The organism is uncultured Microbacterium sp., assembly GCF_900078385.1.
In the GTDB taxonomy this organism is placed as follows: Bacteria; Actinomycetota; Actinomycetes; order Actinomycetales; family Microbacteriaceae; genus Microbacterium.
The window spans coordinates 317,572-343,081 of the sequence record NZ_FLQR01000007.1; the positions used below are offsets into that span (position 1 = coordinate 317,572).

The following is a 25,510-nucleotide window of genomic DNA, read 5'->3' on the forward strand; positions in this document are numbered from 1 at the left end:
CGTGGGCATGTGGCATCCGGTCGCTGGTTCTCGCCGGCCGCCCTCCTGCTGGTCGTCGTCGGCGGAGCGGTCGGCGTGAGTGCGCGCGCGGCGCTGACTCTCCCGCTGGATGCCGGTCACCCCCTGCTCGTTCCGGCGGTGACCGCCGCGGTGAACATCCTGGGCTCCTTCCTCCTGGGGCTCGTGGTCGGCGGGCTCGGCGAACGCCGACCGGCCGCGCGCCTCTTCCTCGGCACCGGGGTCCTCGGCGGTTTCACCACCTACAGCGCGTTCGCGGTGCACGCCGTGACGACCTTCACGGCGGCCCCGGTGGTCGGGATGCTGCTGGTCGCCGTCTCCGTCTTCGCCGGCGCTGTCGCCGCCGGCGTCGGGCTCATCGCCGGGCGGCGGGCCGCCGGCGTCCCGGACGAGGTCGAAGCCCCCGAGGTGGCCGAGTGAACGGCGTGGAGATCGCGGCGCTCGTCGTCGCGGGCGGCCTCGGAGCCGGCGCGCGGTACATCGTCGACGGGCTCGTGATGCGCGGGCGCAAGGGCGCCTTCCCGCTCGGCATCCTCGTCGTCAACGTGACGGGCGCCTTTCTGCTGGGCATCCTCACGGGGCTCGGCCCCCTTGTCGCGCCGAGCTGGCTCGCCGTCGCCGGTGTGGGTCTCCTCGGCGGGTTCACGACGTTCAGCACCGTCTCCGTCGAATCCGTCCTGCTCGCGCAGCGCGGGCGTCGGGACTGGGCCTGGCTCAATCTGATCGGCACGCTCGGCGCAGCCGTCGTGGCGGCCTCGATCGGCCTGATGCTGGGCGGCCTGCTGCCCCGCTGAGATCGGCGGAACGCCGCGCCGGACATGGGATACTGAACCTCGATACAGCCGTGTATCGGTCGGCCGTCCGCGGCCCTTCCTCGCCCGCTCGCAAAGGCCCCCCTTGTCGAATCTCGCCGTCCTGAGCTTGAAGAACCGCGCACTCATCGCGCTCATCACGATCGTGGCCGCCATCTTCGGCGGCCTCGCGCTGACGAGCCTCAAGCAGGAGCTCATCCCGTCGATCGAGTTCCCGCAGCTCTCCGTGCTGACGACGTATCCCGGCGCGTCGCCGGACGTCGTCAACAACGACGTGTCGACGCCGATCGAGACGGCGATCCAGGCGGTGCCCGGTCTCGAGTCGACGATCGCCACGAGCACGACGAACGCCTCGATCATCCAGGCCTCCTTCACGTACGGCACCGACCTCGCCACGGCGGAGCAGAAGATCCTGCAGGCCATCAACCGCATCAAGAGCGACCTCCCGGAGAGCGTCGAGCCGAACGTCGTCTCCTTCTCCCTCGACGACCTGCCCGTCATCGCGCTCGCGATCACCGGCTACGACGATGAGCGCACGATCGAATCGCAGCTGCAGGCGAGCGTGATCCCCGACCTCGAGGATCTCGCCGGGGTCAGCGCCGCGCAGATCATCGGCGGTCAGAGCGAGCGCGTCACGATCGTCCCCGACCAGGCCGCGCTCGCCGCCGCCGGGTACACCCAGACCGCCATCACCGACGCCCTGGACCAGAACGGCCTCCTCTTCCCGGGCGGCTCGGTCACCGAGGGCGATCAGACGCTCACCGTGCAGACCGGCGCGAAGCTGGCATCCGTCGACGAGATCGCCGCGCTACCGCTCGTGCCCGGCACGGCGGAGCAGCTCGCGGGCGACGCCGTCACGATCGCCGACGTCGCCGAGGTCTCCCTCGGCCAGGACCCCGTCACCTCGATCTCCCGCGTCGACGGCCAGCCGGCGCTGACCATCTCGATCACGAAGCTGCCGTCCGCGAACACCGTCGACGTATCGCGTCTCGTGACGGCCGCCGTCCCCGACCTGCAGGATGCCATCGGCGACGACGCCGAATTCACGATCGTGTTCGACCAGGCGCCCTACATCGAGCAGTCCATCGAGGCGCTCGCGCAGGAGGGCCTCCTGGGTCTCCTCTTCGCCGTGCTCGTCATCCTGGTCTTCCTGCTGTCGGTGCGCTCCACCCTCGTCACGGCGATCTCGATCCCGACGAGCGTGCTCATCACCTTCGTCGGCATCCAGGCGTTCGGGTACTCGCTCAACATCCTCACGCTCGGTGCGCTGACCATCGCGATCGGTCGCGTCGTGGACGACTCGATCGTCGTGATCGAGAACATCAAGCGGCACTACGTGGGGGATGCCGACAAGCGCACCGCCATCCTGCTCGCCGTCCGCGAGGTCGCCGCCGCCGTCACGGCATCCACCATCACGACGGTCGCCGTCTTCCTCCCCATCGCCTTCGTCGGAGACGTCACGGGCGAGCTCTTCCGGCCGTTCGCGATGACCGTCACGATCGCCATGTCGGCCTCGCTCCTGGTCGCCCTCACGATCGTCCCCGTCCTGGCGTACTGGTTCCTGCGCCCCGGCAAGCAGCTCGTCGACGGCGCGGGACGCGCGATCGACCCGGAAGACCCGGGCGCTCCGCCGTCCCGCCTGCAGAGGTCGTACCTGCCGATCCTCCGGTGGACCCTCAAGCACTCCTGGGTCACGCTGCTGCTCGCCGTGCTCGTCCTCGGCGGCACGGCCGCCGCCGCGCCGTTCATGAAGACGAACTTCCTCGGCGACTCCGGGCAGAACACCTTCACCGTCACGCAGGAGCTCGGCCAGGCGCCGAGTCTGGATGCCGAGGACACCGCCGCCGCGACGGTCGAGGAAGCGCTGCTCTCGGTCGACGGGATCCGGACCGTCCAGACCTCGATCGGGTCGAGCGGCTCGGCCATCCGCGACGCGTTCGCCGGCGGCAGTGCCGGCATCACGTACTCGATCACGACCGATCCGGACGCCGACCAGGTCGCCGTGCGCGCGGCCGTGCAGGAGGCCGTCGCCGACCTCGAGGACGTCGGCACGATCGCCGTCTCCGCGGGCCAGGGCGGGTTCGGCTCGAACGACATCGAGATCGACGTCACGGCACCGAACTCCCAGACCCTGCAGGAGGCGACGGATGCGGTCGTCGCGTCGCTCGACGGCGAGGACGGCGTCGGGCAGGTCACCTCGAACCTCTCCGCATCGCTGCCCTACGTGGCCGTGACCGTCGACCGCGACGGCGCCGCCGCGCGCGGGCTCTCGGAGGTCGCCGTCGGAGCGCTCGTCTCGAACACGATGCAGCCGCGCCAGATCGGCTCCGTCGAGATCGACGGCACCGCGCTGACCGTCTACCTGCAGGCCGAGTCCATCCCCGACACGATCGCCGAGCTCGAGAAGCTGCGGATCGCGAGCTCCACGGGGCTCATCCGCCTCGACGAGGTCGCGACCATCGAGGAGAGCGAGGGCCCGACCTCGATCACGACGCAGCGCGGCCAGCGGACGGCGACCGTCACGGTCTCGCCGTCGACGGACGACCTCAACGCGGCATCCGCGACGGTCACGACCGCGCTCGCGGACGTCGAGCTGCCGACCGGTGCCGACGCCGAGGTGGGCGGGGTGCTCTCGCAGCAGACCGACGCGTTCTCGCAGCTCGGCCTCGCGATGCTCGCGGCCATCCTCATCGTCTACATCGTCATGGTCGCGACCTTCAAGTCCCTGCGCCAGCCGCTGCTGCTCCTGATCTCGGTGCCGTTCGCGGCCACCGGCGCCATCCTGCTGCAGATCGCGACGGGAGTGCCGCTCGGGGTCGCCTCGCTCATCGGCGTCCTGATGCTCATCGGCATCGTCGTGACGAACGCGATCGTGCTCGTCGACCTCGTGAACCAGTACCGCGCCAAGGGGCTGTCGGCGCACGACGCGACCCTCGCCGGCGGCGCGCGACGCCTTCGTCCGATCCTCATGACGGCGCTCGCGACGATCTTCGCCCTGACGCCCATGGCGCTCGGCATCACGGGGCACGGCGGCTTCATCTCGCAGCCGCTGGCCATCGTCGTGATCGGCGGCCTCATCTCCTCGACCGTGCTGACGCTGCTCGTGCTGCCGACGCTCTACAACCTCGTCGAGGGCGCCCGCGAGCGTCGGGCGGCGCGACGCGCCGCGCGGGATGGTGTCCCCGCCCTGGCCGGAGTGCCGGCGGGTGCCGGGTTCGCGGGTGCCGAGCTCGCCGGTGCCGAGCCGGCGGACGCGCCGTCGACCCGTCGGGAGCGGCGTCTCCTCGAGGTCGCGGCGACCGCCGGCATCCCGATCGTGACCGCGCCGGCCGTCATCCTGGCTCCGGACGATGTCGCGGTGGCGGACCCCGTGATCGAGGAATCCCCGGACGTCGAGATCCCGGTGACGCCGGTGGACGCAGCGCCCGCGGATGTGGCTGAGGCCGGTCCGTCCGAGTGGGACGCGGATGCGGATGTGGCGGACGCGGATGCGGAAGCCGCCGACGTCGATGCCGAGGACGCGGATGCGGATGCGGAAGCCGCCGAGGCCGCCGAGGCAGCTGCCGCGCACGACGGGCCCGAGGACGAGCACCGCCAGGACTGACGCCACTCGCGGACAGGAGTACCGTGGCGCTCACCTCGTAACGATGTGTGAGGAGGCGTCATGTCCGACGACCGGTTCCACTCTCGCGAAGACGCGTTGCGTCATGCGGCGCACGACCCTGAGCAGGCTCTCGAGAATCCTCGGGAGCTCGTCGGCGACGTCGCCCTCGCGGTCCAGGACTTCTCCAGCGAGGAGCAGGGGTATCACAAGACCCTGAAGTCGCGGCAGATCCAGATGATCGCCATCGGCGGCGCGATCGGCACGGGCCTGTTCATGGGCGCCGGCGGACGCCTGGAGAGCTCCGGGCCGTCGCTCGTGCTCGTCTACCTCGTCTGCGGGTTCTTCGCATTCCTGATCCTGCGCGCGCTCGGCGAACTCGTACTGCACCGGCCGTCGTCGGGCTCGTTCGTCAGTTACGCGCGCGAGTTCTACGGAGAGAAGATGGCGTACGCGGCCGGGTGGCTCTACTTCCTCAACTGGGCGTTCACGTCGATCGTCGATGTCACGGCCGCGGCGCTGTACGTGAAGTTCTGGGCGCAGTACTGGGAGCCGCTGCAGGCGGTGCCGCAGTGGCTGATCGCCCTCATCGCGCTCGTCGTCGTGCTGAGCCTGAACCTCGTCTCGGTGAAGGTGTTCGGCGAGATGGAGTTCTGGTTCGCGCTGATCAAGGTCGCCGCGCTCGTGCTCTTCCTGGTCATCGGCATCGTCTTCCTCCTCTTCAACGGCCAGACGGATGTCGGGGCGACCGGGTTCTCGGTGATCTCCGACAACGGCGGCTGGTTCCCGACGGGTGCCATCGCACCGGTTCTGGCGATCTCCGGTGTGGTGTTCGCGTACGCCGCGATCGAACTCGTCGGCACGGCCGCGGGGGAGACCGCCAATCCGCGCGAGGTCATGCCCCGCGCGGTCAACACGGTCGTCGTCCGCATCGCCGTCTTCTACGTCGGCTCCGTGCTGCTGCTCTCGCTCCTGCTGCCGTTCACGACGTACAAGGCGGGCGAGTCGCCGTTCGTCACGTTCTTCTCCCACATCGGCTCTCCCGAGGCCGGCGCCGTCTCGGCATCCATCATGAACTTCGTCGTCCTGACGGCGGCGCTCTCCAGCCTCAACGCCGGCCTGTACTCGACGGGACGCATCCTGCGGTCGATGGCCGTCAACGGATCGGCGCCCCGTTTCACCGAGATCATGAGCCGCAACGGCGTGCCGTACGGCGGCATCCTGCTCACCGCCGTGATCACGCTCTTCGGTGTCGGTCTCAATGCCCTCGCGCCGTCGCAGGCGTTCGAGATCGTGCTCGAGGTCTCGGCGCTCGGGATCATCGGCGGCTGGGCGACCATCATCCTGTGCCAGATGAAGCTCCACAAATGGGCGAAGGAGGGGCGGATCCAGCGTCCCGCGTTCCGCCTCATCGGGGCGCCCTTCACGGCCTGGCTGACGCTCGCCTTCCTCGCCTTCGTGCTCGTGACGATGGGGTTCTCCGAGACCGGCCGGTGGGTGCTGGCCTCGCTGCTCCTGCTCATCCCGCTGCTCATCGCCGGCTGGTTCGCGTTCCGTCAGCGGATCGCGGAGGCCGCCGCCGAGCGCGAAGGCTGGACGGGGAGCCACCCCGTCGTCTGACCCGCCAGCTGACCCGGGTCAGCGCTGCAGCCAGGGGCGCAGGATCCGCGTCACCCACGGCAGCACGAGATAGACCATGACCGGGGTGAAGAGCGCGGTGCTGATCGCGAGCCGTGCCCACAGCGGCCAGTCGACGAAGGTCGGGACGAAGCTGAGCAGCCACGTGCCGAGCAGGTTCGTGGGGAAGAAGCCCAGCCAGATGGCGACCGCCTGCTTCCAGCGCGGCGGCGCCGGCCGCACCGGCTGGACGATCGGACCTGTGACGGCGACCTCGCCGACGGTGTGGGACTCCACGTGCGTGGCGAACGGCGCATCGAACCAGCCCTCGATGCCGCTGCGGCGTTCCATCCGCTCCTCCCGCGCGAACGCGCGACCGGAGTCGAGCCACCACACGCGCTGCGGGGACTGCTCCCACGCTTCGAGGGTCGGGATGTCGCGGAAGCGGTAGAGCATGTACCAGAGGTCGCTCTCCTCGCCGGCCCGCACCCAGCCGGAGCCGAGGAAGCCCGGGAAGGATGTCGCGAGGTCGGTGCCGGCCTGCATCCACGCCGTCGCCTCGGCAGTGCGCGAGGGATCGATGCGACGTTCGATGGCGACGGTGATCGGGTGGGTGTCCGGCATGACTCCATTCTGGATGCCGTATATGTGGGCGCGGTCCATGCGTGGGGCGCTGGCGTGGTCGGCACTCTCCCAGACGCGACCTGTACAGTAGGTCAGTCGGCTCTGGACACCGCGACGTGCTCGCGGATGGGTTTGTGAGTCCAAGGGGCCGATGGTGGGAGCGAATCCGCTCCGACGACCATCACTGTGAATGGCCCCCGGCCGACGGATGTCCGGGCTACTCCACGCCGCATGTGCGGCCGCGCGAGCGCGCGATCTGAGGAGTGCTGTTCTCGCACGAGACAACCCAGAAGGACACCACCATGCCCAAGAACAAGAAACCGGCCGGCGGCCGAGCTCAGAACTTCGAGCCGCGCTACGGCAACAAGACCTCCTACCAGGACGCCAAGCGGCGCCCCGGTCAGGCTTCCGCCGGCAAGCCCGGCAGCAAGAGCCCCAGCCACCGCGGCTTCCGGCCCGAGGCCGACGACGCCGCCAAGAAGCAGCGCTGGACCGCGCAGGAGCGCGCCGGTCGCGATGAGGCCCGCGGCATCCGCTCGCACAGCCGCACCGACGATCGCCCCGCCCGTTCCTACGATGACCGCCCGGCGCGTTCGTACGACGAGCGTCCCGCCCGCGGCGACCGCGTGTCGCGCGACGACCGCCGCCCCGGCGACGGCCGTCCCTCCTTCCGCGACGACCGCCCGCGTCGCACCGATGACCGTCCGGCTCGCTCGTTCGACCGCCCGGCGCGTTCGTTCGACGACCGCCCGCGTCGCACCGACGACCGCCCGGCTCGCTCGTTCGACCGTCCTGCGCGTTCGTTCGACGACCGCCCGCGTCGCACCGACGACCGCCCCGCGCGTTCGTTCGACGACCGTCCCCGCCGGTCGAACGACGACCGTCCGGCCCGCTCGTACGACGACCGCCCCGCGCGGTCCTTCGACCGTCCGGCGCGTTCCTTCGATGACCGCCCGCGTCGCACCGAGGACCGTCCTGCGCGGTCGTTCGACGACCGTCCCCGCCGGTCGAACGACGACCGCCCCGCGCGGTCCTTCGACCGCCCGGCCCGTTCGTTCGACGACCGCCCGCGTCGCACCGATGACCGCCCGGCGCGGTCGTTCGATGACCGTCCCCGCCGGTCGAACGATGACCGTCCGGCCCGCTCGTTCGACCGCCCCGCGCGTTCGTTCGACGACCGTCCCCGCCGCGACGACCGCCCCGCGCGCTCCTTCGATCGCCCCGCCCGTTCCGACTGGAACGCCGAGACGAAGTCCAAGGCCCACGAGGCGCACGTCGACGTCGTGCACGAGAAGCTGCAGGCGGAGGCCGTCCAGGCCGAGGCCGTCGCCGATGTGACGTTCTCGTCGCTGGGTCTCGGCGACAACATCGTCCGCGTCCTCGCCGACCTCGGCGCCCCGTCGCCGTTCCCGATCCAGGCCGCGACCGTGGCTCCGATCCTCGAGGGTCGCGACGTCCTCGCGCGGGGCCGCACCGGCTCCGGCAAGACGATCGCGTTCGGCGCGCCGCTGGTCGAGTCGACCCTGCGCGCGCAGGCCGGTCAGCGCCGCGAGTTCGGCCGCAAGCCGAAGGCGCTCATCCTCGCCCCGACCCGCGAGCTCGCGCTCCAGATCGACCGCACGATCCAGCCGATCGCGCGCTCGGTCGGCCTCTTCACGACGCAGATCTACGGCGGCGTGCCGCAGGCGCGCCAGGTCGGTGCGCTCAAGAAGGGCGTCGACATCATCATCGGCACCCCCGGCCGCATCGAAGACCTGCAGCAGCAGGGCAAGCTCGACCTCTCCGAGGTCCGCATCGTCGTGCTCGACGAGGCCGACCACATGAGCGAGCTCGGCTTCCTCGAGCCGATGCAGCGCATCCTCCGCCTCGTCCAGGACGGCGCGCAGAAGCTGCTCTTCTCCGCGACGCTCGACCGCGAGGTCGCCGCGCTCGTCGACGAGTTCCTCGTCAACCCGGCGGTCTACGAGGTCGCCGGCGAGGACCAGGACTCGGGGACGATCGACCACCGCGTGCTCCTCATCGATCACCGCGACAAGGCCGACATCCTCAGCTCGCTCGTGGACCGTGACGGCAAGACCCTCGTCTTCGCCCGCACCCGCGCGTACGCCGAGATGCTCGCCGAGCAGTTCGACGACCTCGGCATCAACGCGGTCGCCCTCCACGGCGACCTCAACCAGGCCAAGCGCACGCGCAACCTGGAGCGCCTCACGTCGGGTCGTGTCAACGTCCTCGTCGCGACCGACGTCGCCGCGCGCGGCATCCACGTCGACGACATCGATCTCGTCATCCAGGCCGACCCGCCGGACGAGTACAAGACCTACATGCACCGCTCCGGCCGCACCGGCCGCGCGGGTCGCTCCGGCACCGTCGTGACGCTCATCACGCGTCAGCGTCGTCGCAAGATGACCGAGATGCTCGAGCGCGCGGAGATCGATGCGCCGTTCCAGGACGCGCGCCCCGGCGACGACGTGCTCGAGGAGATCGCCGGCCGTCAGCTGGCGAACGTCGACGCCTGATCGCATCCGCTGCGGAGGAGAGATCCCCTGTGCAGGTCATTCCCTCGGGAATGGTCCTGTGCGGGGGATTTCCCTTTTGTGGCGCAGGGGGATGCCGGTGGATGCCGGGCCTCGACACGGGGGTGGATGCGTCGGCGCACCGCGCGGCGTCGCGCGCGCCGCGTCGTAAGCTCGGGCCATGAGATCCACTCGCGTCCGCATCGGACTCGTGGCGGCGCTCGCCGGCGCGGCCCTGCTGCTCTCCGCGTGCGTGCCCGAGCCGGGGCCGAGCGCCTCACCCTCGGCGGAGCCGACCGCGGTGACTCCCTCTCCGAGCGCGACTCCGAGTGCGACTCCCAGCGCCACGCCCACGTCGGACCCGGGAGCGACCCCCACCCCGACGCCGACGGCCGGCGCGGAGACGCTCGTGCTCCCGGCCTGCATGGACCTCATCCCGCTGCACATCGTGCGGGCGCACTTCGACGAGCGCGCCGCGCCGATGGAGGTCGACGTCGACCCGGCCGAGTTCATGGCCGGACCCGCCGCGACCGCCGCGGCGCGCGCTGCCGTGCAGGCCGACGTGTGCACGTGGGCGATCCCGGCCTCGGACGGCGGCTTCGCTGTGATCGCCGCGGAGCTCACGACGACCGCGCGTGACGATCTGATCGCCGCTCTCCGCGGAGCCGGCACCTTCCGGGAGGGTTCCATCGGCGGGGGCGTGTCGTTCTACCGCGAGATCGACACCGAGCTCGGTCTCACGGCCGTGACGTACGTCTTCGAGGATCGCGCGTGGGTGACGGTGACCGGCTCGGTCATCGGCGACGCGTCGAACCAGCTCGCCGCCGCCGCCTTGGAGGGTGTGCGCGCCGCGAACGACGAGTGAGATCGGCGCAGATCAGAAGAGCATCGGTGCCGCGACGGTTGCTGCCGCCGCGCGTCCGCGCGAGGTGACGACGAGGGGACCGGGACGCGTGGGCGCCTCGCCCTCTTCCTCGGGTCCCCCCTGGAGTCCGTGTCGACGCAGCAGCGGGCGCACCCGCGCGGAGAGCCACTTCCGGTAGCCGACCGGCGCGCTCACCGCCGCTCCGGGATAGAGGCCGCGGTACGCCGGCACCAGGTCGGGCCGCTCCCGTTCAAGCCATTGCCAGAACCACTCCTTTGCGCCCGGGCGCAGGTGCAGCGCGCCGAAGACGACGTGCACCGCTCCGGATGCCGCGATGCGGGCGAGGGCGTCGTCGAGCACATCCACGCCGTCCGTCAGGTGCGGCACGATCGGCATGAGGAAGACGTTGACCGCGAACCCGGCCTCGGTTGCGGCGCGCACGGTGTCCAGCCGCGCCTGGAAGCTCGGTGCGCCCGGCTCGAGAAGATGGCGCAGACCCTCGTCGGGGACCGCGATCGACATCGCGAGCCGCACGCGGACGGCGCGGGCGGCATCCTTCAGCAGGGGGAGGTCGCGGCGGATCAACGTCCCCTTCGTGAGCACCGAGAACGACGTGCCGCTGTCCGCGAGCGCGCCGATGATGTCGGGCATGAGCCGGTAGCGGCCCTCCGCCCGCTGATACGGGTCGGTGTTCGTGCCGAGCGCGACGGGCTCGCGCTGCCACGTCGGTTTGGCGAGTTCGCGCCGCAGCACCTCCGCGACGTTGACCTTCACGACGATCTGCGAGTCGAAGTCGCGCCCGGCGTCGAGGTCGAGGTACTCGTGCGTCCCGCGGGCGAAGCAGTACACGCAGGCATGACTGCAGCCCCGGTACGGGTTGACGGTCCACGAGAACGGCATCGCCGACGAGGCGGGCACATGGTTCAGCGCCGACTTCGCGAGCACCTCGTGGAAGGTCATGCCGTGGAACTCCGGCGTCGTGACGCTGCGGACCAAGCCCCCCATCGACTCCAGGCCGGGGATGGCCGCGGCATCCTCCGCGCCGATCGCCTGTCCCTGCCACCGCATCCCCATAGTAGAACATGAACACGAATCTCCGACAAGAAGCGTCGTCGAAATCTTCGATGCGACACGGACCGTCGACCGGATCCCGGTGCACCCGGCGGGGCCGGTGGACAATGGGGAGGTGCCCCACCCCGAGCCGCCGCTCACCCGACGCGCCGCCGCGCCCGCAGCGGTCACGCGGCGTGCGCGTCAGCGGCGGGCGCGCCGGCTCCGGACCGCGTTCACCGCGATCGTCGGAGCCGCGCTCGTCCTCGGCGGGACGACGGCGCTGTCCGCCGCGATCGGCGGCCCGGTCGTCGATCAGGGAGATGCGCTGGAAGGCGTTGGATACTCCGTCTCCGCCCCGCTCGTCACGGCGCTGCCGGTGCCGCAGCAGCCGACCGCCACGCCCGAACCCGCCGCTTCACCGACGGCCGCCGCGGGAGACCTCTGCAGCACGGATGCCGTCCGCTCCGCGCTCGATGGGGGCACGGATGCCGAGGTGATCGCGGCCGTCGGAGGCGGCGAGGCCTTCCGGGCCGCCGTTGCCGGTGACGGCGCCGCGTGCCTCGACACCGCCGATGCGGAGCGCATCTGGGTGGTCGTGAACAAACGGCATCCGCTCGATCCCATCGACTACTGGCCCGTGCCGCAGGCGCAGGCCGCCGACGTCCCGCGCACGAGCGGGGGGCACATGCGCGCCGACGTCGCCGAGGCGCTCTCCCGCCTCGCGGCCGCGGCGCTCGACGAGGGCGCCGGCTCTGTCGGGGTCAACAGCGGCTTCCGGTCGTATGACCGCCAGGTGTCGACCTACGACGGCTACGTCGGCTCGCTCGGTCGCGACCGAGCCGATCTCACGAGCGCCCGGCCCGGGCACAGCGAGCATCAGACCGGCCTCGCCGTCGACGTCGTCGCGTGCACCCCCGGATGCGGCGGCATCGAAGCGTTCGCGGGCACCGCGCAGGCCGACTGGGTGGCGGAGAACGCGTGGCGGTTCGGCTTCGTCACCAGGTATGAGGACGGCGCCACCGACGTGACCGGCTATGAGTGGGAGCCGTGGCATCTCCGGTTCATCGGGGTCGATCTCGCGAAGACGTACCGTGACGGCGGGTTCCACTCGTTGGAGGCCTTCTTCGGCCTCGAGCCGGCGCCTGACTACGTGGATTGAACCCTGCACGGCGCGCTTGCCGGGTATCCACAAGGTGCGGAACCGAGTCCCGCTCTCGCTGAGATGCAATCTCACATGCAGGCGGTTCGCCCGCGTATTCTGGCCTAGAATCTTGGCGGCGACGGGGCCACGTCCCTTCCGCCGAAAGACTGCGAGAAAGGACGGCGCCCATGGAGCGCGACATCTACGACGAGGACCACGAGGCGTTCCGCGACGTCGTCAAGGAGTACGTCAAGCGCTACGTCACCAATGAGGCGCGCGAGCGGTGGGATGCCGCCGGCGAAGTCGATCGCGACACGATGCTCGCCGCGGGCGCGGCCGGGATCATCGGCCTTTCCGTGCCCGAGGAGTTCGGCGGCGCGGGCATGCTGCAGGACTATCGCTTCCGCGCGGTCGTCAACGAGGAGATCATCCGCGCCGGGGCAGGATCGCTCGCGGGCGCCTTCGGCATCCAGGACGACCTGGCCATCCCCTACCTCGTCCACATGGGCACGCAGGCGCAGAAGGAGAAGTGGCTCCCCGGCATGGCGACCGGCGAGATCATCGGCGCGCTCGCGATGACCGAGCCGGGAGCCGGCTCCGACCTCCGCGGCATCAAGACGACCGCGAAGAAGGTCGACGGCGGATACATCGTCAACGGCGCGAAGACGTTCATCTCGTCCGGCAAGACCGCCGACCTCATCGTGACGTTCGTCAAGACCGGCGAGGGCAACCGTCCCGACGCGTTCAGCCTGCTGCTCCTCGAGAACGGCATGGAGGGCTTCGACCACGGCAAGAAGCTCCACAAGATGGGCTTCCAGGGCCACGACACCGCGGAGCTGTCGTTCACCGACGTCTTCGTCCCCGAGGAGAACCTCATCAGCGGCAAGGAGGGCATGGGCTTCGTGCAGCTCATGATGAACCTGCCGCTGGAGCGCCTCTCGATCGGCGTCGCCGGGGCGGCTGCTGCTGCCGCCGGCCTGGAGTGGACCCTCGCGTACACGAAGGACCGCGAGGCCTTCGGCGAGCGGATCATCGACTTCCAGAACACCCGCTTCAAGCTCGCCGATGTCGCCACGACCGTCGACGCGCTGTGGGCCTACATCGACCGGGCCCTGAAGGCGTACTCCGAGGGCAAGCTCTCAGCCGAGGAGGCCGCGAAGGTCAAGTTCTGGGCGACGGAGCGCGAGTGGGAGGTGCTCGACACGTGCGTTCAGCTGCACGGTGGGTACGGCTACATCACCGAGTACCCGATCGCCCGCGCCTTCCTCGACGCCCGCGTGCACCGCATCTACGGCGGCACGAACGAGATCATGCGCGAGATCGTCGGCAGGCAGCTGGCCGGGAAGCGCTGAGCATCGCGGGTTGGTGGTGAGGGGTCACCGGATGGTGGTCCCTCACCACGTCGCGCTTGTCGCTCATGGTTCGTCGCTCACCCGCACGGATAGGCGGCGCTGCTCGGGCATCTCAACGGGCGGGTCAACTGGCGGGTCGAGCGAACCGGGGCCCGCGCATCCGAGCTGAGGGGGAGGATCCGGCGGCCGTCGGCGTGACTGTGCTCGGTCAATGACCGGCTACGGAGCTTCTGGGCGCGCTAGTGCGAGCCTTCGAGGTAGAGCAGTGCGGAACCGTCTTCATCGATCCAGACATGACCGCGCCACTGCAGGTCGTTAACACGCGGCGGCTTGCCCACCACTAGCCGCGGGAGGATGGCTTGCCACGCGCGTCGCGCTGCCTCGCCTTCAAACAGATAGAGACCGTCCGGGTAGATGTCGGTAGCTATCGACGCACCAGCGTCAACCGCCCCTTGCCCATTCGACCTTTTCACGCGCTCAGGAGATCGGCGGTAGCGTCGCCCGTCCGAAGTGGCGATCGAACCACCCGCGTCCAACGTCGGCGCAACACCGCCGTGCAACCCCCACTCGTCCATGCCCGAAGCATATTCGTGCGGAGCAACACGCGACCTCTCCGACGTTCGTAGCGGGACCGCCTTTCGGGCTGCTGATTGCAGTCCCTGCAGCGCAGATTCAAAGGCTCCGCTCGCCACGGGCGATTCAGATCTCAGTTTCGCCGTCCCGGAGCACGATCTCTAACGCGAGTTGTCGGTCCTCAGCTCGGAGACCCGATATGCGCCCCAGGATGTGGGCAGCGACAATGTCGACCGGCGCTGTCGACCGCAACTCACGCCAGTGGTGCCTAATCGCTTTTCGAAGCGCCGGATACCAGCGGTCGCCGGCCACCGATCTGATGCCGTCGGCGACGAAATCAAGTTGATGCGGCGCAATCCACGAGGCATTGAGAACTGTGCGCAAGAACACGCCGAGGTTATCAATCGCGGCTTCGTCTTCGCCGGCGATCTCCGAGACGTAGCGCGCGCCGACGCTAGACCAGTCACGCAGGGATTGAGGTTGGTCGACGGCGCGTTGCATCGCGCGCGCCACAAGCTGCATCTTTTCGGTCGCGAACTGTGGGCCGCAAAGAAGAATCGCCTGGGCCACGCCCCCGGGGGCATCTCCCTCGAACGACCAGGACAGGTCCCACACCTCAGGGCGATACTGAACGCCAACCGCGTACCCACGAATGAGTGCCGCGTCAATCGCGTTGGCCATGGCGTCGGCGATCTGGCCAATCGATCGTAGGTACTCGACGAGTTCGGGTGTACCGAACGAAGCAACCCCGAATGCCGCAGCGAGCGTCCGGGTTGCGGCGTCGTCACACCAAAGCGGGACGTTTGCGTCCGCGGCGCGCTCCATCGCTCCTTACCAAGGTCCGAACACATCCGAAAACTCACGCGTAGGGCTAGCGAGCTCGGGGGGATCCGAACGCTCAATGAGTCGGAGCCGGGTGACGACGCGAGCCATGAGCTGGACCCGGTCGACCCGCTCGACTTCTGATGGTTCGAAGAACAGCGGCCCGTGATCGGCCGAACTCGGGATGAAGAAGAGACCGGACTCCCTCACAAGCCCGATCGCAGCCTCGCTCAGAGCCTGACGAATCGCGCAACGCGCCGCGGTCGCGACGAGCTACTGGCCAAACTGGCTCGTTAGCGGAGATCGACTCCAAGCTCATCCATTGTGCTCGCCACCCCGCCCGTGTACCACACAGTCTTGCTGCATTCGGTTCCTTGAGCGATAGGGATGTACATCGCGGTGCCACACTCGGCTGCCGAGGACGCGGCCGGTGGGGCCCCGAGGATGAATCCCGCCAGTCCGGTCGCACCGTTGACGGTGCGCGCGACTGGTCCGCCGCTGTCACCGTTTCCTGCGAGGGCCATTGTTGCGTGCTCCGCTTCCACCATGTTGTCGAGCTGGGCCGGCCCGTGAAAGACGAGGAAGTTGTTTCGCTTGACGATTCCGCCACAGTGAGCGCCGGTATTCGCACCCAACATGCATACGCTGGCGCCGATAGGACTTGTCGTCGCCCCTTCCCACGCATTGCTTGTCGAACTCGTGTACGGCCCCCAGTAGGCACGGCCTGAGTTCGTCGATTCTTCTTTCAGCTTTATCAGGATGGAATGCAGGCTCTTGTCGAGCTGGCTTGCATCCCACCTCCATGACCCGATGAGCGTCCCAGCGGCGTTGAAGACGTAGCCCTTCGAGTCGATCTCAACGTCTGGTGTGCTTTCCATGCAATGCAGGGCGGTTGTCATGTACTTAGTGCCGGTGCTGCGTCCGACGACGGACGCGCCGGTCGTGCAGTAGCCGCCTTGGGTTTGGGCGCGTTGTCGGCCGCGTGTCGGCTGAGATCGGTCCCAGAGGACGTGCGAATGTCGAGTCCTCGTCCCTGATAGTCCGGACCTACTGTCAACAGGTTTCCGAGAGTTTGCAGCAGCGCGGACCGTTCTGCGGCGATGCGGTCACGCGCTTCGAGCATCTCTATCTGGCTGTACTGGGCCGCGTGAGTGGCCACGTCGACCTCGGGGTGGATGCGGATGAGATCTTGGATGGATGCGGGCACGTTACCGGCCCAGTACAGGTCGATGCGATGGCCGGGGTAGTCGACTTTGAAGCCTGCGAATCCATTGGGTGCGCCGTCGATCGCCGTGACGTCACGGTTGCTCTCACCAACAGCCATGCTGAGGGCTTCGACTAAGGGGTCCATGATCGCGGCGTTCCTTTGATCTTCCTCCGTGGGGTAGTCCGTTGCGATAGGTGCGTCTGCCGTTGCACTTGTCATCGTCGGGGTCCCGTGCGCGGCTGCCGGTAGCAGCGTGCAGGCGCACATCGCTACCAAAGCCGCCAAAAGCGCCGTTGCTCTCATTCCTGGCTCCTCACGGCGCTCGCTCTCGGCCTGCAGACGCGATCGTCTGCGGGCGGCGGGCGTTGGCGCAAATCTAGCGGGCGCATCGCGTGCCGCGCCTAGAACAACGTGACGCCTTCCTCACCCACGCTGATTTCCACCAGCGGCACGGTTGTGAGGCGGGCGACAGCCCTCCGGATGTCGTCCTCCGTGAGGGCGCGCTCAGTCTGGACGTCGATGATCAGTCCGCGTGCTTGGCTCTCAGGCCCGACTCTCACGAGGGTGCCTCTGCCGTCGAGCTCCTCATTGAGCTGCGCTGCGATCGCGTCACGTGCAGCTGCGAGTTCGGCGTAGTTGAACGGCGCGTCGCGGATGGTCACGTCGATGTCGGGATGCTCGTCGATGATGCGGGAGATACTGACCGGCACGGCACCTTTCCAGTACAGGGTGAGGGCAGGTCGATCGGTCTCCACAATCAGAGATCCGAACCCGTTGGGCTGATCGTCGATCGTGGTGACCAGCGCCCCTTCGCCTCCCGCCACCGCCTGCAGCTTCTGAACGAGCGGTTCGAGTTGATCTGTGATGGCGCGCTCCTGCGGGCTGGGGTAGTCCGTCGCGAGGTCTAGGACGGTGGCCGCCGCATACGTGACGCCTCCTCCCGCGAGCACCCCGCAAAGTACCAGCGGCACTGCAACACGTCGCACGCGCGACTTCACGCTTCGTTCACGGACGTAGTGAATCGCGGCACCGCGCAGTGCGTGTTGTCTTTCGGACGCCGTCTCGGTCATGATCTGGCTCCTTCCACTATGTTTCGTACGTCACCGTCTGCTTGCATTCGGGCCCGCAACCGCGACAATCGTTTGCGCGCCGCGGACTCGCGGAGCCCCACGACCGACGCCGCTTCGTTGACGGGCAGCCCCTCCAACGCGACGAGGAGAAGAAGCGTGAGGTCTTGCGCGTTGAGCGTGGACAGTGCGTGACGTAGGCCGGGGTCAAGCTGCGCGCGCTCAAAATGCTCAGTGGGTTCACGCGGAGACGACGGGGGCGGTACGCGGATCAGCACCTTCGCGTACCTTGCCCGCGCGCGGGCAGCGTTCCGGTGAAGATTGGTTGCCGTCACGAGGAGCCACGGCAACAGCGACGCGTCGACGAAGCGCACCTTGTGTCGTTTGCGCCAGGCTTCCAGGAACGTCATCGCCGCCAGATCCTCTGCGTCCGGAGCGTCGCGCGAGAGGCGACGAAGGTGCCTCAACACACGCGCGTAGTGGCGATCCCAGATGCAAGCGAACGCGTCATCGTCGCCACGCTGCACCGCGCGCCACACCTGTTCGTCTGTGTCGTCCTTCACACTCCCTATTGTCCGGCCATCACTCATTCGTGACAGCAACCCGAGTCTGTTCACCGACAGCTCTTCTGCAGTTCGTCCGCCGGGATTCGTTCGTGAGCCGAAGCGGTCACTGCGTCGAGGAAGCGAGTCGATCGCGCAGAACTCGCCTGCGGACGAGCCTCGCCAAGTCATCCGAGTCAGCTCGTCAGCGTGAGAGCGCCATCGAGACGCTGGAGCAGGAACGTGCTCGGCTCAAGGCTGCCATTCGAAGAGAACTAGTCGAGCTCGACACGATACGAACGCAGACAGCGAGCGTTGCCGAGGGAGCGAGCCTCCGAGAGCGCGTAGCGCAACTCAAGGGTCGCGTACTCCAAGAGCTGGAACGAGGAGTCGACAGTCACGAGGAGGTCGCTTCGTTGAAGGAGAGAGAGCGAGTCGTCCGAGGCCAGATCGCACGACTCGAGGAGATGGAAGCCGCTGACAACCCGAGTGCCGCCCTGCAGGAGGCGCTAGACGACATCTCGGGACGTATGACACGACACGCCAAGCAACTCCAGTTGGAGGGCTCCGAGCACCAAATCGTCCTCGACCCAACGGATCTCATAGCCGGCAACATCTGGACGGGGCGGTCGTTGTGGAGCGACGCAGACACAGAACGGCAGATTGTGCCTGTGCGGTACCAGGAGGGATGGACAGGACTCCCGCCAAAGTCAACCTGGTGGACCTGGCTGGGAAACCCATTCGCGGAGTATCAGTCCACGCTGCCCCAGGAACGCACCACTGAAACAAAGCGCGGCGTACTGTACGAAGGATCCGGTGAGGCCAGCGGTGCGGACAAACACTCGCCGTTGAGCGACTGGTTGCCCCCGCAACTGTTCTCCAAACTCGGGCCCAACCCCGACGATGTGCAGCCGGTCCCACTGATCAAGGCCCGCGCAGTCCCCGGAGATCTGCGACGCGGATAGACGCGCACCATCTCCTCGTCTTCCAATTCTCGAAGTCGACGACGGGCAGTCATCAGCGGTCGGCCGCACGGATCGGAGCCGGTCGCGTGCCGCGCGCGGATTGGGATCGTCCCGGGTGGCTGACACGACCCCTCGGCCCCAGCCATTCAGTGACGTCGACCGTCGTTTTTGACTTTGGAACCGCGTCCACAACCGGGCCCGTCAACGCATCGCCAACGAGAGCCAGGCGCCGAAAGCAATTGAATACCGCCTGCCCGCTGGAATCCTCTAGCCGCGCCCGCCCAGAGATCCGAAGCGGCAGCGCTACAGCCCGCACGCGACCTCCCGCTTCCGCGCAGTGCGCGCAACGGGATCGCAAACGAACGCGCCTGCGCGCGCCCGCGACCGCCGTCATACGTGCAGTGCCCGCATATTGATCGCTCCCGTGTGTCGCGGGCAAGCGAGCAGAACGCTGGGTCCATGAATGCAATACAGATTGGCTACGCCCGGGTCTCGACCGCTGATCAAGACCTCACCGCCCAGCGCGACGCACTGCTGCGTCTGGGTGTTCGCGATGCGAACATCTACGTCGATCACGGAATGACCGGCACGAATCGGGCCCGTCCCGGGCTGCGGGAGGCGCTCGCGGCCGTGCGCAGCGGTGACACGCTCGTGGTGACCAAGCTCGACCGACTCGCCCGATCATTGCGGAGGCCGCGACATCGCTGACGAGCTGACTGCGAAGGGTGTCGCGCTGAGCCTGGGAGGAAGCAGATACGACCCGACTGATCCTGTGGGGCGCCTGCTCTTCAACGTGCTCGCGATGGTTGCGGAGTTTGAGCGCGACCTGATCAGCATGCGTACCCGCGAGGGAATGGCCGTCGCGCGAGCGAAAGGGCATCTGAGGGGAAAGCAACCCAAACTGTCGAGGGCGCAACGCAAGCTGCTGTTCGAAACGCTCGACCGGGGCGAGTACACACAGACCGAGCTCGCTGCACTCTTCAACGTCTCTCGCGCAACCATCTACCGCGCGGTCAGGCTCCGGCGCGCCGCGTTTCTCGCTTCATGCGAGGCGCACATCTACTAGCCCGCGGAAGGAGGCTCACGGGGCGGGCCCCCGGCATCCTTCCGCGGCGCCTCCGCCCGCCTCGTTCAGAACTCGGAGTGACACCACGTAGGCGCCCGACCGAACCGGGCCGCGGCGGACGAGGCCGTTGCGCCGGTTCGTGCAGGTTCGGGTTCAGCTCGCTGTATCGGCGCGCATCCTCCTCGCCATCTCCATCATCTCGGGTGTCGGCTGGCCGATCGCGAAGATGTTGCCCTCGCTGTCACTGAACCACGCACTGCGCTCCCCGCCGAGCTCGGCGATTCCGTCGACGGTCTTCAGACCAGGCATGTCGTAGTCGTGGAAGACGACCCCGCGCGTGCGAAGCGCCGTCGTGTCACGATCGATGTCGTCGGTCACCAGATTGAACGCGGTGTTCTTGGCCGTACCCGCGAAGTCGGTCCGGTAGACCATGACCATGGTGCCGCCGACGTCGTAGAACAGCATGCCGCCTTCGTTGTCGGCGTAGACCGGGTCGCGCCCGAGGACGTCGTGCCACCAGGCCTTCGCTCGATCGATGTCCGCTGCCGGAAGGACAGCCGTCGCCATCAGATTCTCGAACATGATGATTTCCAGTCCGGAGGCGTTATCATCCCCGTGCCGGCCCAGCTCAGCGCATCGGCGATTCGGGCGCGCGAACGTGGCCCCCGCCCGGATTGTAAACCCGCATCCGGAGCCGCGGTAGAGGTGTGCAACGTGGCCGAGCGCGCATCACATCGTCGGCGTGACCGTCCCGGGTCGCCATGCCCCGCTCCTGCTTCGCGCGGTGCCCGGTTGACGATCGGTCATGCTGTTGGCGGGGCGCGCCTGAGTACTGTGGCGATGAGGCGCGTTGCAGGCGCGTGGTGAGGAGGCCGGCAAGTGAAGACCGCGGAGTCTCGCAGGGTGCGCGATCTCGTGTACGGGACGTTCGTTGCCGAGGGGCGTGCACCGTCGATCGCTGAACTCGCTCGGCTGACGAACACTGATGCGTCGCGGGTTCGCAACACCCTCGCCGAGCTTGCCGAGGCGCACGCGCTCGTGCTCTCCCACGACGCGGATACGGTCCGCATGGCACACCCGTTCTCGGCCGCACCGATGGCGTTCGTCCTCACCCCTCGTGACGGGCATGACGATCGGCGTTGGTGGGGTGGATGCGCGTGGGACTCGTTCGGCATCAGCGCCGCGCTCGGCCTCGACGTGCAGATCGACACTGCGTGCCCGCAGTGCGGTGCCCGGATCAGCTTTGCTAGCGGGCCCGGCACCCCGCCTCCGGCAGAGCTCGCGGTTCGGTTCCCGCGTCCGGCGGTGCAATGGTGGGACGACGTTGTGGCAACGTGCACAATGATCCGGATGTTCTGCAACACCGACCACGCTGAGCGGTGGACGCTCGATCACGCCCCAGAGACTGGGTACATTGCTGACGCGGTCACGGTGTGGCGACTCGCCGGACCTTGGTATGGAGATCGTGTCCATCCCGACTTTCAGCCCCATACACGCGAGCACAACCAGCAGCTGCTCGAGGATGTAGGTCTCACCGGTCCCTTCTGGCGCCTCCCGTAGCGGACGAGCGGTCGGCGACCTCCTCATATGGGCGATGTCCGCATAGGGGTCCGCTACGCGCTCAACCTGAGCCGCGACCCCGACCTCGCCGAGGCACCCGGGACTCTCACCCGAGACCTGCCGCCTGAAGGGTCGGTCACGGCTCAGAGGACAGCGACGACAACGCCGAAATGCGATCACACCGGCTTGAGCGTTGTGCCCGCGCCTTTGGATCCGGCCGGGCGCGTGCAGGAAGCGGGACTTTCGACTCCGCAGCCGGCGCACCGCCAGGTCTTGAATGGACCAGTGGATGACAGCCCGGTCGTCCGGGGGATCCAGGTGGCGCTCATGGAAGCCGACGCGCTCGAAGATCTGAGCAACCAGTTCGCGGCGTTCAAGCGCGACTATCCCTACCGCGACATCTTCTGTGACGGTCGCAGGTGGCGGTACCGCATCGGCGGCGCCCCCGACGGTCCGCCGGTGCTCGTGCTTACCGGCGCCACGACAGTGCCCGATCCGCTCTTCGTCATCATCGCCGACCTGGGCCAGCAGTACCGAGTGATCGCGCCCGCCTACCCGCCCGCGAGCCGTATCACGGATCTGATCGACGGCATCGCTGCGCTGCTTGACGCCGAGCACGTCACCACCGTTCACATGGTCGGGTCCTCTTTCGGCGGATACCTCGCCCAGTCCTTGTTGCGCGCCTACCCGGAGCGGGTTGACAAGCTCGTACTCGCCCAAACGGGGGTCCGCCATTTCGCGGGGTCTGGGGCGATGACCATGCTGCGCAGGCTGCTCGGGGTCGCACCTACCCGAGTCGTGAAGGCTTTCACGTGGCGGACCTGGCAGCTTTTGTTGACTGACCTCGGAGAGGACGGTCCCTTCTGGACGGCATTGCTGCGCGACATCCTCGACCGCCAGCTGACCAAGACGCAGCTGCTGGCGGTGATGGCGGCGATCGCGGACTTCACCGCCCACCACCGCCCACTTCCCGGGAGCACAGTTGCCAGCGGACCCGTGCTGGTGCTGGCTTCCGAGCACGATAGGGCCTTCGCGCGACAAGCCTCCGAGATGCGCGCCGTATACCCCCACGCGACGTTCCGCACCCTGGTCGGTGCCGGCCACGGCGCCCTGTTCACGCACACCGACGAATACATCGCGGAGGTGCGAGTCTTCCTGAAAGCACCAGAATCCACGGAACTCCGGCCCTGAAGCGGTCAGTCGCCCGCCGAGATCGTTCTCGGGCCCGCGCTGGCGGCAGCGCACGTCTGGTTGCCGCTTTACCGGCAGCGGCGTAACCTGCGCGCATGGACCCGGTGGATGCGGGGGCGAGAGGCACCGCCCGCGCCGCGGGGGTGGCGGCAGTGCTGGCTGGCTTCCTGCTTTTCGCGGCCGTACCTCTGGAGCTTCTCGCCGATCGGCCGGATACGGACAACGCGGCCGCGTCGCTGGTATGGCTCGAACGCAATGCCGCTCTGACGAACCTCACCGCGGGGCTCCAGCTATCAGGCGGCGCCCTGCTGATCGTCGCCGTGACAGGGTTGGCGCTGGTGATGCGCCGCGGGCATATCGGACTTCCACTCGCCTCCGCCACTGTCTTCGGCTGTTTCGCAGGAGCGCTGTTCGCGGCCGTGGGTGGGATTCGGAGCAACACCGGCGCGATCCAGTACATCGGCGGGTTCGACCCCGATTGGGCGGAGTCTGCCTACCTGGCGACGCACATCATCGGGCTCCAGTCGCTGCTTCCGGTGGCGACCATCGCCGCGAGTGGCTGGCTCATCGTCGTCTCCGTCGCGGGCGCGCGGCGCGGTTTGCCCTGGTTGCTTGCGATCGGGATGCTGCCCACGGTCGGCCTCGTCATGGCAGGGCTGGCGAAGTTCGCGCCGGTCGTGACCATCGGCGACGAGGTGGGGGTCGGCTGGTTGCTGCACATCGCCAACATCCTCGTCGGAGTTCCGCTCGGGATCGTCGCGGTCGGAATCGTGCTGCTCATCCCTCGAACCGCAGAGAGGTTCGCGACCGCGCCTCGGTCGACGACTATCGGCTCCACGCTGTGAGCACGGTGGATCATCCAGCTTCGAGGCTCGCTACGGTTCGCCGAGGCCGCGACCAGGACTGAGCGAGCATCAGCAACGCGCGCGAGGTTATGGCGTCCTCGCTCGTTGTGTGGCGAGGGCGGCGACTTTCCGTAGTGCCGCTAGGACCCTGCGGACGGGGGCGTGCGCTATGGCGTCTGGGCGGGCGAGTACGTCGACGTGGCGGACGAGGGAGACACCGGCGACCGGGCGTAGCACCATCCCGCTGACCGCCAGTGGGGCGGCAGTCGTCCGTGGCATCACGGCGATCGCTGCACCGGTGCGGACGACTTCGGCGGCGACGGAGAACTCGTTGATGCGGTGATCGACCTGGGGGGCTTGACCGATCACGGCTCCTAGGTGGGCGAGCACACCGGTGAGGGGGAACCCCTCGTGGGTGGAGATCCACCGCTCATCCCGCAACTGCTCGGGCCTGATGTCGGGATAGGCGGCCAGAGGGTGGGCGGCGTGCAGGGCTATTTCGAGTGGTTCCACGAGAAGCGGTGTCACGACGAGGCGTCCGGTCGGCCATGCGGGGTCATGCGCGAGACGGTGCGCGATGACGAGGTCGTAGTCCGCGGCGAGGCCGGCGAACGTGTCCTGTGGGACGTCGGCGTCGGCGAGGGAGACACGTGAACCGGTGCCCAGCTCGGTGAGAAGCGGACCGAACAGGGCGAGACCGGCACTGTGGAACGCGGAGACCGTGACGGGTCGCTCCTCGTGTTCGAGGAAGGAACCGATGGCGTCTCGGGCTTGGGCGAGGGCCTCGTCGACGCGTGCCGAGGCGACCGCCAACGCTTCACCGGCTTCCGTCAGCACGAGTCGGCGCCCCTGCTTGACAGTCAGTGGGACCGGTATGCCGGTCTGCAACGCAGCGAGTTGCTGGGAAACGGCAGATGCGCTGACGTGCAACGCGGTCGCAACAGCCGCGACGCTGCCCCGGTCGCCCAGCTCGCGGAGAAGACGGAGGCGAGCAGGATCCATAAGCCAATCCTAAATCGTCGATCAAGATATTGGCCTTTGCTCTTCCGGATCGACTCTCTGAAGAGTAGTGGCATGGCACTTCGCATGCGCTCTGAACCTGTCGTCGACCTGCTCCTGCTGGGCGTCGCCGCAGTCTGGGGTGCGAGCTTCCTCGCGGCGAAGGATCTCGCCGCTGAGACGGGCGTACCGGCGGCCGTCGCCCTCCGCTTCCTGGTCGCCGCCGCCGCGACGTGGCTCATATGCCTTGCGCGAAAGGAACGACTCCCGCGGGGACGAGGCCTTGTGATCGCGGCCTGCCTGGGCTGCTCGCAAGCGGCCGTCATCGGGCTCGAGACCTGGGGTGTGCACCTGACCTCCGCGACGAATGCCGGGTTGTTGATCAGTCTGGCGCTGGTGATGACGCCCGTCCTGGATGGCATCGCGTCCCGATCGTGGCTGCCCCGGTCCTACTTCGTGGCCGCCGTAGCTGCCGTGGTCGGTGTTGCGCTCCTCGTTTCCGAGGGCGGCCTTCGCACACCGACAGTCGGTGACGGCCTGGTAATCGCGGCCGCGACCGTCCGGGCCTTCCACGTGACGGCAAGCGCGCACCTGACGCGCGGCCGCGCAGAAGGCACCTGGGGTGTGGTGCTTGTCCAGATGGCTGTGTGCGCGGCCACATTCACCGCAATGGCCGGACCCGACCTGCCCGCCGCCGCCGCGCAGCTCGATGCGCACCAGTGGGCGAACGTGCTCTTCCTTGGTCTGCTGTGTTCCGTGTTCGCCTTCATTGTGCAGCTCTGGGCGGTGAGGCGAACGTCCGCTTCCCGCGCGAGCATCTTGATGGGAACCGAACCGGTGTGGGCCCTGCTTGTCGGAGTCCTCATCGCGGGCGAAGCGATCGGACCGCTCGGAATGGGCGGCGCTGTCTTGATCGTCGGCGCGAGTTATGCCGGGCAAACCATCGAGCGTCGGCATCGACAGCAGATTGCCGACACGGCCCTCGACCGAACTCGAACAGAGCCCACGTCTGATCGCCCGCGCCCACCTCGGGAGACAACGACGACTGCTCATAGGCCCGTACTGGGGCACGATTGA

The 25,510-nt window shown here is 68.2% G+C and carries 22 protein-coding genes and 1 pseudogene; 13 read left to right on the plus strand and 10 right to left on the minus strand.

Annotated features, from left to right (window positions below; all coding sequences use genetic code 11):
- Positions 1-9 precede the first annotated feature (9 nt).
- From QZL85_RS09275 to QZL85_RS09290, 4 genes are all read left to right on the plus strand, one after another.
- On the plus strand, positions 10-438 hold the full coding sequence (locus QZL85_RS09275) for a CrcB family protein (protein WP_295576265.1): 429 nt from the start codon (positions 10-12) through the stop codon (positions 436-438).
- Positions 435-812 carry a CrcB family protein gene (locus tag QZL85_RS09280; protein WP_295576266.1) on the plus strand — a complete coding sequence of 126 codons (378 nt, stop codon included), beginning with the start codon at positions 435-437 and terminating at the stop codon, positions 810-812. The genes QZL85_RS09275 and QZL85_RS09280 overlap by 4 nt, the downstream gene beginning before the upstream one ends.
- 103 nt (positions 813-915) lie before the next feature.
- The gene (locus QZL85_RS09285; RefSeq protein WP_295576267.1) at positions 916-4,434 is read left to right on the plus strand and encodes an efflux RND transporter permease subunit; all 3,519 of its coding nucleotides are present in this window, start codon (positions 916-918) and stop codon (positions 4,432-4,434) included.
- A 60-nt stretch (positions 4,435-4,494) separates the two neighbouring features.
- The gene (locus QZL85_RS09290; RefSeq protein WP_295576269.1) at positions 4,495-6,051 is read left to right on the plus strand and encodes an amino acid permease; all 1,557 of its coding nucleotides are present in this window, start codon (positions 4,495-4,497) and stop codon (positions 6,049-6,051) included.
- A gap of 18 nt (positions 6,052-6,069) precedes the next feature.
- On the opposite strand, the gene QZL85_RS09295 is transcribed toward QZL85_RS09290, so the two are convergent.
- Complete coding sequence (locus QZL85_RS09295; protein ID WP_295576270.1) at positions 6,070-6,672, minus strand: antibiotic biosynthesis monooxygenase; 603 nt, start codon at positions 6,670-6,672, stop codon at positions 6,070-6,072.
- A gap of 302 nt (positions 6,673-6,974) precedes the next feature.
- Here QZL85_RS09295 and QZL85_RS09300 point away from each other — a divergent pair, with 302 nt between their 5' ends.
- Positions 6,975-9,188: a DEAD/DEAH box helicase gene (locus tag QZL85_RS09300; RefSeq protein ID WP_295576271.1), complete on the plus strand. Its 2,214-nt coding sequence runs from the start codon at positions 6,975-6,977 to the stop codon at positions 9,186-9,188.
- 178 nt (positions 9,189-9,366) lie between these two features.
- Positions 9,367-10,050: a hypothetical protein gene (locus tag QZL85_RS09305; RefSeq protein ID WP_295576272.1), complete on the plus strand. Its 684-nt coding sequence runs from the start codon at positions 9,367-9,369 to the stop codon at positions 10,048-10,050.
- Between the two features lie 12 nt (positions 10,051-10,062).
- On the opposite strand, the gene QZL85_RS09310 is transcribed toward QZL85_RS09305, so the two are convergent.
- The gene (locus tag QZL85_RS09310) at positions 10,063-11,118 is read right to left on the minus strand and encodes an Rv2578c family radical SAM protein (protein ID WP_295576274.1); all 1,056 of its coding nucleotides are present in this window, start codon (positions 11,116-11,118) and stop codon (positions 10,063-10,065) included.
- 118 nt (positions 11,119-11,236) lie between these two features.
- Between QZL85_RS09310 and QZL85_RS09315 the strand changes: the two genes are divergently transcribed.
- Both QZL85_RS09315 and QZL85_RS09320 read left to right on the plus strand, forming a co-directional pair.
- Entirely contained in the window at positions 11,237-12,262 is a 1,026-nt protein-coding gene (locus QZL85_RS09315) for a M15 family metallopeptidase (RefSeq protein WP_295576275.1), read from the plus strand.
- Positions 12,263-12,432: 170 nt separating this feature from the next.
- Entirely contained in the window at positions 12,433-13,596 is a 1,164-nt protein-coding gene (locus QZL85_RS09320) for an acyl-CoA dehydrogenase family protein (RefSeq protein ID WP_295576276.1), read from the plus strand.
- 239 nt (positions 13,597-13,835) lie between these two features.
- On the opposite strand, the gene QZL85_RS09325 is transcribed toward QZL85_RS09320, so the two are convergent.
- The 6 genes from QZL85_RS09325 to QZL85_RS09350 form a co-directional block, all read right to left on the minus strand.
- A complete protein-coding gene (locus tag QZL85_RS09325) occupies positions 13,836-14,171 on the minus strand; it encodes a hypothetical protein (RefSeq protein WP_295576277.1) in 336 nt (111 codons plus the stop codon).
- A gap of 124 nt (positions 14,172-14,295) precedes the next feature.
- On the minus strand, positions 14,296-14,994 hold the full coding sequence (locus QZL85_RS09330; protein ID WP_295576278.1) for a hypothetical protein: 699 nt from the start codon (positions 14,992-14,994) through the stop codon (positions 14,296-14,298).
- Positions 14,995-15,284: 290 nt separating this feature from the next.
- On the minus strand, positions 15,285-15,890 hold the full coding sequence (locus QZL85_RS09335) for a hypothetical protein (RefSeq protein ID WP_295576280.1): 606 nt from the start codon (positions 15,888-15,890) through the stop codon (positions 15,285-15,287).
- On the minus strand, positions 15,887-16,501 hold the full coding sequence (locus QZL85_RS09340) for a hypothetical protein (protein WP_295576281.1): 615 nt from the start codon (positions 16,499-16,501) through the stop codon (positions 15,887-15,889). Before QZL85_RS09340 ends, QZL85_RS09335 begins: the two co-directional genes overlap by 4 nt.
- 98 nt (positions 16,502-16,599) lie before the next feature.
- Entirely contained in the window at positions 16,600-17,268 is a 669-nt protein-coding gene (locus QZL85_RS09345; protein ID WP_295576282.1) for a hypothetical protein, read from the minus strand.
- The gene (locus tag QZL85_RS09350) at positions 17,265-17,828 is read right to left on the minus strand and encodes an RNA polymerase sigma factor (RefSeq protein WP_295576283.1); all 564 of its coding nucleotides are present in this window, start codon (positions 17,826-17,828) and stop codon (positions 17,265-17,267) included. The genes QZL85_RS09345 and QZL85_RS09350 overlap by 4 nt, the downstream gene beginning before the upstream one ends.
- Before the next feature lie 1,403 nt (positions 17,829-19,231).
- Between QZL85_RS09350 and QZL85_RS09355 the strand changes: the two are divergent.
- Positions 19,232-19,838, plus strand: a pseudogene (locus QZL85_RS09355) (recombinase family protein).
- Positions 19,839-19,991: 153 nt separating this feature from the next.
- On the opposite strand, the gene QZL85_RS09360 reads toward QZL85_RS09355, so the two are convergent.
- A complete protein-coding gene (locus QZL85_RS09360) occupies positions 19,992-20,420 on the minus strand; it encodes a VOC family protein (protein ID WP_295576284.1) in 429 nt (142 codons plus the stop codon).
- Between the two features lie 321 nt (positions 20,421-20,741).
- Here QZL85_RS09360 and QZL85_RS09365 point away from each other — a divergent pair, with 321 nt between their 5' ends.
- The 3 genes from QZL85_RS09365 to QZL85_RS09375 all read left to right on the plus strand — a co-directional run bounded on the left by QZL85_RS09365 (position 20,742) and on the right by QZL85_RS09375 (position 23,434).
- A complete protein-coding gene (locus QZL85_RS09365; RefSeq protein WP_295576285.1) occupies positions 20,742-21,398 on the plus strand; it encodes an alkylmercury lyase family protein in 657 nt (218 codons plus the stop codon).
- A gap of 285 nt (positions 21,399-21,683) precedes the next feature.
- Positions 21,684-22,589, plus strand: a complete 906-nt coding sequence (locus QZL85_RS09370; RefSeq protein ID WP_295576287.1) for an alpha/beta fold hydrolase — start codon at positions 21,684-21,686, stop codon at positions 22,587-22,589.
- A gap of 95 nt (positions 22,590-22,684) precedes the next feature.
- Complete coding sequence (locus QZL85_RS09375) at positions 22,685-23,434, plus strand: hypothetical protein (RefSeq protein ID WP_295576288.1); 750 nt, start codon at positions 22,685-22,687, stop codon at positions 23,432-23,434.
- Between the two features lie 87 nt (positions 23,435-23,521).
- Here the strand turns inward: QZL85_RS09375 and QZL85_RS09380 are convergent, their stop codons facing one another.
- Positions 23,522-24,436, minus strand: coding sequence for a LysR family transcriptional regulator (locus tag QZL85_RS09380; RefSeq protein ID WP_295576289.1), 915 nt, complete (start codon positions 24,434-24,436; stop codon positions 23,522-23,524).
- A 72-nt stretch (positions 24,437-24,508) separates the two neighbouring features.
- Here QZL85_RS09380 and QZL85_RS09385 point away from each other — a divergent pair, with 72 nt between their 5' ends.
- On the plus strand, positions 24,509-25,510 hold the full coding sequence (locus QZL85_RS09385) for a DMT family transporter (protein WP_295576290.1): 1,002 nt from the start codon (positions 24,509-24,511) through the stop codon (positions 25,508-25,510).

Bases quoted from the DNA above. Each gene is read 5' to 3' on its own strand.
- QZL85_RS09290 (WP_295576269.1), top strand. From the start codon at position 4,495: ATGTCCGACGACCGGTTCCACTCTCGCGAAGACGCGTTGCGTCATGCG.
- QZL85_RS09295 (WP_295576270.1), bottom strand. From the start codon at position 6,672: ATGCCGGACACCCACCCGATCACCGTCGCCATCGAACGTCGCATCGAT.
- QZL85_RS09300 (WP_295576271.1), top strand. From the start codon at position 6,975: ATGCCCAAGAACAAGAAACCGGCCGGCGGCCGAGCTCAGAACTTCGAG.
- QZL85_RS09305 (WP_295576272.1), top strand. From the start codon at position 9,367: ATGAGATCCACTCGCGTCCGCATCGGACTCGTGGCGGCGCTCGCCGGC.
- QZL85_RS09310 (WP_295576274.1), bottom strand. From the start codon at position 11,118: ATGCGGTGGCAGGGACAGGCGATCGGCGCGGAGGATGCCGCGGCCATC.
- QZL85_RS09320 (WP_295576276.1), top strand. From the start codon at position 12,433: ATGGAGCGCGACATCTACGACGAGGACCACGAGGCGTTCCGCGACGTC.
- QZL85_RS09325 (WP_295576277.1), bottom strand. From the start codon at position 14,171: ATGGACGAGTGGGGGTTGCACGGCGGTGTTGCGCCGACGTTGGACGCG.
- QZL85_RS09330 (WP_295576278.1), bottom strand. From the start codon at position 14,994: ATGGAGCGCGCCGCGGACGCAAACGTCCCGCTTTGGTGTGACGACGCC.
- QZL85_RS09335 (WP_295576280.1), bottom strand. From the start codon at position 15,890: ATGACAACCGCCCTGCATTGCATGGAAAGCACACCAGACGTTGAGATC.
- QZL85_RS09340 (WP_295576281.1), bottom strand. From the start codon at position 16,501: ATGAGAGCAACGGCGCTTTTGGCGGCTTTGGTAGCGATGTGCGCCTGC.
- QZL85_RS09345 (WP_295576282.1), bottom strand. From the start codon at position 17,268: ATGACCGAGACGGCGTCCGAAAGACAACACGCACTGCGCGGTGCCGCG.
- QZL85_RS09360 (WP_295576284.1), bottom strand. From the start codon at position 20,420: ATGTTCGAGAATCTGATGGCGACGGCTGTCCTTCCGGCAGCGGACATC.
- QZL85_RS09375 (WP_295576288.1), top strand. From the start codon at position 22,685: ATGGACCCGGTGGATGCGGGGGCGAGAGGCACCGCCCGCGCCGCGGGG.
- QZL85_RS09380 (WP_295576289.1), bottom strand. From the start codon at position 24,436: ATGGATCCTGCTCGCCTCCGTCTTCTCCGCGAGCTGGGCGACCGGGGC.
- QZL85_RS09385 (WP_295576290.1), top strand. From the start codon at position 24,509: ATGGCACTTCGCATGCGCTCTGAACCTGTCGTCGACCTGCTCCTGCTG.